General features: G+C 54.7%; 5 protein-coding genes and 1 pseudogene. 3 read left to right on the top strand and 3 right to left on the bottom strand.

Features of this window, described 5'->3' with window-relative positions; genetic code table 11:
* A pseudogene (locus RDQ42_RS09210) lies at positions 1 to 109 on the top strand (peptidase S51); the annotation flags it as partial.
* 378 nt (positions 110 to 487) lie between these two features.
* Here RDQ42_RS09210 and RDQ42_RS09205 read toward each other — a convergent pair.
* Together RDQ42_RS09205 and RDQ42_RS09200 are read right to left on the bottom strand one after the other, a co-directional pair.
* The gene (locus RDQ42_RS09205; protein ID WP_054331115.1) at positions 488 to 2,086 is read right to left on the bottom strand and encodes an ABC-F family ATP-binding cassette domain-containing protein; all 1,599 of its coding nucleotides are present in this window, start codon (positions 2,084 to 2,086) and stop codon (positions 488 to 490) included.
* Positions 2,087 to 2,125: 39 nt separating this feature from the next.
* Entirely contained in the window at positions 2,126 to 2,728 is a 603-nt protein-coding gene (locus RDQ42_RS09200; protein ID WP_071427119.1) for a flavin reductase family protein, read from the bottom strand.
* Positions 2,729 to 2,974: 246 nt separating this feature from the next.
* On the opposite strand from RDQ42_RS09200, the gene RDQ42_RS09195 reads away from it, so the two are divergent.
* The gene (locus RDQ42_RS09195) at positions 2,975 to 4,216 is read left to right on the top strand and encodes a M20 family metallo-hydrolase (RefSeq protein WP_071427118.1); all 1,242 of its coding nucleotides are present in this window, start codon (positions 2,975 to 2,977) and stop codon (positions 4,214 to 4,216) included.
* A 50-nt stretch (positions 4,217 to 4,266) separates the two neighbouring features.
* On the opposite strand, the gene RDQ42_RS09190 is transcribed toward RDQ42_RS09195, so the two are convergent.
* Positions 4,267 to 4,680 carry a nucleotidyltransferase domain-containing protein gene (locus tag RDQ42_RS09190; protein WP_231358424.1) on the bottom strand — a complete coding sequence of 138 codons (414 nt, stop codon included), beginning with the start codon at positions 4,678 to 4,680 and terminating at the stop codon, positions 4,267 to 4,269.
* A gap of 300 nt (positions 4,681 to 4,980) precedes the next feature.
* On the opposite strand from RDQ42_RS09190, the gene RDQ42_RS09185 reads away from it, so the two are divergent.
* Positions 4,981 to 6,327, top strand: coding sequence for an MATE family efflux transporter (locus RDQ42_RS09185; RefSeq protein ID WP_071428382.1), 1,347 nt, complete (start codon positions 4,981 to 4,983; stop codon positions 6,325 to 6,327).
* The last annotated feature ends 70 nt before the right edge of the window (positions 6,328 to 6,397 follow it).

Here is a 6,397-nt window from a genome sequence, read left to right as displayed (position 1 = left end):
TACCGAGAAAATAATGACTGAGTTTTCGGATTTGAATCTATGCCCAATTAACAACCGTCAGGGAATTGTAATTGATGGTGAAGGTTCAAAGGTTATTTGCAAAGACTAATTTGAAAATTCAAGTTTGTCGAACTGATAAAATCCCTTTAGGAACTAAAGGGCGCACTTCTATACTCTCCTATCGGGAGTATGTGCGTCCTGGGTTACTTCATTCCCGGTCAGCAGAAGAAAACTGCCCGACCGGGAATGTTGCGTCACTTCGTTCCGTCAAGGTGGCTACACCCCCCTTGCGCCGCTTATGCGGCTATCCCTTGTGGACTTGCCGTCCGCAAACGGTTTTGACAAACCGTTTGCCGCCAGCAAGTTTGAAGATTAGACATAAACAAATCCTCCGTATGGTCTAAGCCATACGGAGGATTAACTGTTTTACGGACACCCGTCTATGGGAGGATGCCTTTTTTCTTTGGATGGATTTGAGTGGTTCCCCTTACTGCCGGGCGAGTCCTTTGGATTCCAGGTATTCGTCAAAGGTGGACATCCGGTCAATGACCCCATCGGGGGTTATCTCGATGATTCGGTTGGCAATGGTCTGGATGAACTGATGGTCATGGGAGGTAAAGAGGACATTGCCCTTAAAGTCGATGAGCCCGTTGTTGAGGGCGGTGATCGACTCCAGATCCAGGTGGTTGGTGGGCTGGTCCAGAAGAAGGACGTTGGAGCCCGCCAGCATCATCCGGGAGAGCATGCAGCGCACCTTCTCGCCGCCGGAGAGGACCTTGACCGGTTTGAGTGCCTCGTCCCCAGAGAAGAGCATCCGGCCCAAAAAGCCCCGCAGGTAGCTTTCATGTTCGTCGGTGGAGAACTGGGCCAGCCATTCCATGATGGAGAGGTCGCACCCCTCAAAGAAGGCGGAGTTGTCCTGGGGGAAGTAGGAGGTGGTCACGGTGCCGCCCCATTTGGTCTCACCGGAATCCGGTTCCAATTCGCCGGCCATGATTTTGAACAAGGTGGTGAGGGCGATCTCGTTCTCGCCGATGAAGGCGATTTTATCCCCCTTGTTGACCCGGAAGGAGACGTTGTTCAGCACCTGAACCCCGTCCACCGTCTTGGAGACCCGATCCATGAAGTAGATATCCTTGCCCACTTCCCGATCCTGCTGGAAGGCCACATAGGGGTAACGCCGGCTGGAAGCGGGCATCTCCTCCACGGTCAGCTTGTCCAGCAGCTTTTTACGGCTGGTGGCCTGCTTGGATTTGGATTTGTTGGCGGAGAACCGCTCGATGAAGCTTTGCAGCTCCTTGATTTTGTCCTCCCGCTTTTTGTTCTGATCCCGCATCATCGACTGCATAATCCGGCTGGATTCATACCAGAAATCGTAGTTGCCCACGTAGAGCTTGATTTTGTTGTAGTCGATGTCCACCGTGTGGGTGCAGACCGCGTTGAGGAAGTGGCGGTCGTGGGAGACCACGATGACTGTCCCCTCAAAGTCCAGGAGGAAGTCTTCCAGCCAGTTGATGGATTGAATGTCCAGGCCGTTGGTGGGCTCGTCCAACAGGATGATGTCCGGGTGGCCGAAGAGGGCTTGGGCCAGAAGGACTTTGACCTTCTCACTGCCGGTGAGGCTGGACATCTGGGCATAGAGGAGATCGGTCCCGATGCCCAATCCCTGGAGAATCTGGGTGGCCTCGGTCTCGGCGTCCCAGCCGTTCATCTCGGCGAATTCCCCTTCCAGTTCGGAGGCGCGGACCCCATCCTCATCGGAGAAATCCTCCTTGGCGTAGAGGGCGTCCTTTTCCTGCATGATTTGGTAGAGCCGCTCGTTGCCCATGATGACAGTGAGGATGACATTGTACTCATCGTAGGCGTAATGGTCCTGTTTGAGGACGCTCATCCGCTGGGCGGCGGGGATCTCCACCGTGCCGGTAGAGGGTTCCAACGCACCGGAGAGGATCTTCAAAAAAGTGGATTTGCCTGCGCCGTTGGCCCCGATGATGCCGTAGCAGTTGCCGGGGGTAAATTTGAGGTTGACGTCGCTGAACAGCTTCTGCCCGCCAAATTGGAGGCTCAGGTTGGAAACAGTGATCATAGTGTTTTCTTCATCCTTTGCTTGTGATAATAGACAGGGTTATTTCTTTCTCCCGGTTTTGGGGGGCAGCTTGCTGCGGGAGACGTGTTTCTTCACCGAATAGCCAAAGTAGCCCATCTTTTTGCCGATGGCATAATAGGAACCGTGGGCATAGGCCACCAGGCCGCACTGCTCCAGCCGGAGTTTGCCGGTTTCGTCGATGTATTTTTCATCCACATTGACTGCCACAATGTCCGCCAGGAACATATCGTGGGTGCCAAGGGGAGTCACCGAGCGGACTTTGCATTCCAGGCTGACCGGGCTCTGGGCGATCATCGGGGCGGAGACAATGGTGGCGGGCTCCGCCGTCAGCCCTTTTTCTTTGAATTTATCATATTTGGCGCCGGATCGGGCCCCGCACCAGTCGGCAGTCCGGAGCAGCTCCTTGGTGGTCAGGTTGATGACAAACTCCCCCGATTCCTTAATCAGATGGTAAGAATGGCGGGTGGGCCGCACCGAGATGTAGGTCATGGGCGGGTTGGTGTTCACGATGCCAGTCCAGGCGATGGTCAGGCAGTTGGGTTCTTCCACCGTGCCACAGGATACCAGGGCAGGGGGGACGGGGGCCATCAGAGCCGCCGGTTTCCAGGTTACTTTGCTCATGTTTTTTGTTCTCCTTTTGTATGAAGGCCGCAGTTTTGGCGCTGCGGCTGGGGTGGGCAAACATATACAAATTCTATTTTACCATATTTCCCCACAAGATAACAGCGGTCCGGCAAAGAAAACAAGGGAATTTCTAAGGTTGGCGGATTCTTGTGGAATCTGCCTGATTTGGATTGCTTGTTGGGAGAAAATATGGTATATTTAAGGCAATAAATCCTGCAATTTTAAAGGGGAGGAGATACGATCATGAAGGATTTGACTCAGTTGACAGCACGGCTTCAAAACCATTTGGAAACCTTGCGGGAGTTCACCGCAACCCCAGGCGAGGGCGTCACCCGGCTTCCCTTTACCAAGGAAGCGCGGCAGGCCGTGGAGTACTTAAAACAGCAAATGGAGGAGATCGGCCTTGCCGTGCGGGTGGATAACTCGGGGGCAGTCATCGGCCGGCTGGAGGGGGAAGACCCGGATGCCCCGGCCATCCTCATCGGATCCCACTATGACACAGTGAAGTCTGGCGGGGCCTATGATGGCATTGCCGGGGTGGTCTCTGCCATAGAGATCGCCCGGTTGGTCAAGGAGAGCGGCGTGGGGCTGAAGCACCCTTTGGAGGTGGTGGCCACCAACGACGAGGAGGGCATTGTCTACGGGGTGTGCTTTGTCAGCAGCAAGGCCATGCTGGGCCGCTGGACGTTGGAGGAACTCAAATCCCTGAAGGACAGCGAGGGGGAGAGCATCTATGAGGCCATCCGCCGGTTTGGCCTCGACCCGGATAAGATCGAAGACTGCCGCATCGACCCCAGCAAGGTCAAGTGCTTTATCGAAATCCATATTGAACAGGGTCCTGTGCTGGACGCCACTGGAACCCAGCTGGGCCTTGTAGACTGCATTGCCGGCTTGCAGCGGTACCGGGTGCAAATGGTGGGCGAATCCAACCACGCGGGAAGCACCCCTATGAATATGCGTAAAGACGCGGTGGAGGCGGCAGCCAAAGTGGTGAGCTGCATCCCCGGATGGGCCCGGGAAGAAGGCGGAGGCACTGTGGGGACGGTTGGCTATTTCCAAGTGTACCCCAATGCCCTCAACACCATTGCAGGCAAAGTGGAATGGGTGTTGGACTGCCGTTCGGCCGAGAAGGAGAAAATCGACCATGTGGTTGCCAAGATGAAGGAAAAACTGGAGGAGGTCTCCCAAGAAACTGGGGTGAGCTACACAGTGGAACAGCTGGTCAACATTCTGCCCGGCGCCATGAGCCCAGAACTCCTGGATCTCTTGGAAGAATCCTGCAAGGCTGCTGGGTACAGCTGCCAGCGGATGCTCAGCGGCGCAACCCATGACACCCACCTTCTCTCGGAAGAGATGGATACGGTGATGGTCTTCATCCCCAGCAAAAACGGGGTGAGCCATTCGCCGGAGGAATCCAGCAAATACGAGGATTTGGCCCGCGCAGTTGATGTGGTTGCGGACACCGTCCTCAAGCTGAACCGGTAGTATTGGCAGAATAAGGCAACAAATAGAAGGATGCCGTTAACGGCATCCTTCTATTTATTGAAGGGACTTGTATAGGGTGGGGGAACACAAGATGGAAACCGCTGCTTTTTATCCAAAATCACCCGATACCCTCCCTGTAATACCTGCATTGTCCCCGCATCCAAAGGGCGGGCGATCCACGGCGGTTCTACAAGGCCAAACTCCACTTCCGGCCCGCCTTCATACCACACGCGGATGGAGGTGCAGGCCCCATAATACTCGGTCTGGCGGCGTGCTACAGTCCCAAACTGCTCTGTGAATGCCTGGTTTTGAAGAAAATCCTCCTTGCTGGGGGTGAGGAGGACTAGGTCGATGTCAGAATCATCTTTGTGATCGCCCCGCGCACAAGACCCAACGAGAATAACCCCCTCAATTTTTGGGTGATTTTGCGCCCATTGTTTGATATCCTGTAACAATTTTTCCACAAAAAGCCCTCCAGCCCATAGAATGATATAGATGAAATAATACCACAATGGAGCATGTGCCGCAACGCTTTTTCTATAAGGTTGTCGGAAGGAGAAACTCTCTGTTCCTTGACAATTCCCGGCGAAAAATGGTATACTGAATTTCACTCGGAGGGTAGGAGTCCTCATGCGATAGCAGACGGATTTGTGCTGGATAAGAGATCGACCGCGGTTGATTCTTATCCAGCTTTTTTTGTGTGGATAGCTTCAAATGCCATGCTTCCCTCCCAAAAGATTGTATGGAAGAAAGGCGGGCTCCCTGTGGAGAACAACAGCAGCAATTTGACCGAGGGCAGCATCGGCCGCCGGCTGATCACCTTTGCCATCCCTTATCTGATCGCCAACTTTGTCCAGGCGCTGTACGGCGCGGTGGATATGGCGGTGGTGGGATGGTTTGCCAATTCGGCGGGTATTTCAGCGGTGTCGGTGGGCAGCCAAGTGATGCAGATTGTCACCAGCATGGTATCCGGCCTCACCATGGGCGGCACCATTCTGATCGCCCAATATTTCGGCGCCAAACTGGAAAAAGACACCAAGGAGACCATCAGCACCATGCTGACCATGTTCGCTGCGGCGGGGGTGGGTTTCACGGCAGTGATGTTTTTGTGTGCCCCTTGGGTTTTATCGCTGCTGCAAACCCCGCCGGAGGCCTTCGAACAGGCCCTCTCCTATGTGCGGATTGCCTCCTGCGGCATCCTGTTTATCTTTGGCTACAACGCCATCAGCGCCATGCTGCGGGGGCTAGGGGACTCTAAAAGTCCTCTCCTCTTTATCTCCATCGCCTGCCTGACCAACATTGCCCTGGATCTTCTTATGGTCGGCGGCATGGGGATGGGCCCAGCCGGCGCGGCGCTGGCCACCATCCTCTCCCAGGCGGTGAGCATGTGCTTGGCCATCCTCTACCTGACCCGGCGGGATTTTATCTTTGACTTTAAGCTGCAAAGCTTCCACATGTACAAGGATAAGGCATTGAAACTGCTGAAAATTGGTCTGCCGGTTTCCTTGCAGGAATCGATGGTCAGCGTGTCCTTTTTGTTCATCGCGGCCATTGTCAACTCGTTGGGGGTGATCACCTCGGCAGCGGTGGGCATTGCCGGCAAGTTCACCAACTTCGCCATGCTGCCCGCTACGGCATTTTCCGGGGCGATTTCCGCCCTCACAGCCCAAAACATGGGGGCCGGACAACCGGATCGGGCAAAAAAATCCCTGCTTATCGCCATTTCCATGGCCTTGGGATGCGGGTTCCTCTTCTTTTTGTGGGTACAGCTGGCCCCGCAGTCGGTGCTGCACATCTTCAAAGCGGACCCGCAGGTAACTGCCGCCGGAATTGCATATATGCGAACCTTCTCCATCGACTATCTGCTGGTGGCCTTTGTATTCTGCATGAACGGCTTTTTCAATGGCTGTGGGCGCACGGTGTTCTCGATGGCAAATGGCCTTTTTTCCACGTTAATGGTTCGTGTGCCCCTTGCTTATTTCCTAAGCCGATACATTCCGGGAAGCCTCAGCGGCATTGGGCTGGCGGCGCCGCTGGCATCCTCCACCTCGCTGATCTTTGGGCTTATCTATCTGAAAATGGGGCGGTGGAAGCAGTTCCAGGTGGAATAAAAATCATGAAAAATCCCGGCGAGCCCAATTGGGTTCGCCGGGATTTTTCATCGCTTTGCAGCGGGAAGGG

The sequence above is a fragment of the uncultured Merdimmobilis sp. genome (assembly GCF_902471145.1).
Classification (GTDB): Bacteria; Bacillota; Clostridia; order Oscillospirales; family Ruminococcaceae; genus Merdimmobilis; species Merdimmobilis hominis.
This window is presented reverse-complemented; position numbering and strand designations above follow the sequence as displayed.

Excerpts from the sequence above, each read along its gene's own strand:
- RDQ42_RS09205 (WP_054331115.1), bottom strand. The coding sequence starts at position 2,086 with ATGATCACTGTTTCCAACCTGAGCCTCCAATTTGGCGGGCAGAAGCTG.
- RDQ42_RS09200 (WP_071427119.1), bottom strand. The coding sequence starts at position 2,728 with ATGAGCAAAGTAACCTGGAAACCGGCGGCTCTGATGGCCCCCGTCCCC.
- RDQ42_RS09195 (WP_071427118.1), top strand. The coding sequence starts at position 2,975 with ATGAAGGATTTGACTCAGTTGACAGCACGGCTTCAAAACCATTTGGAA.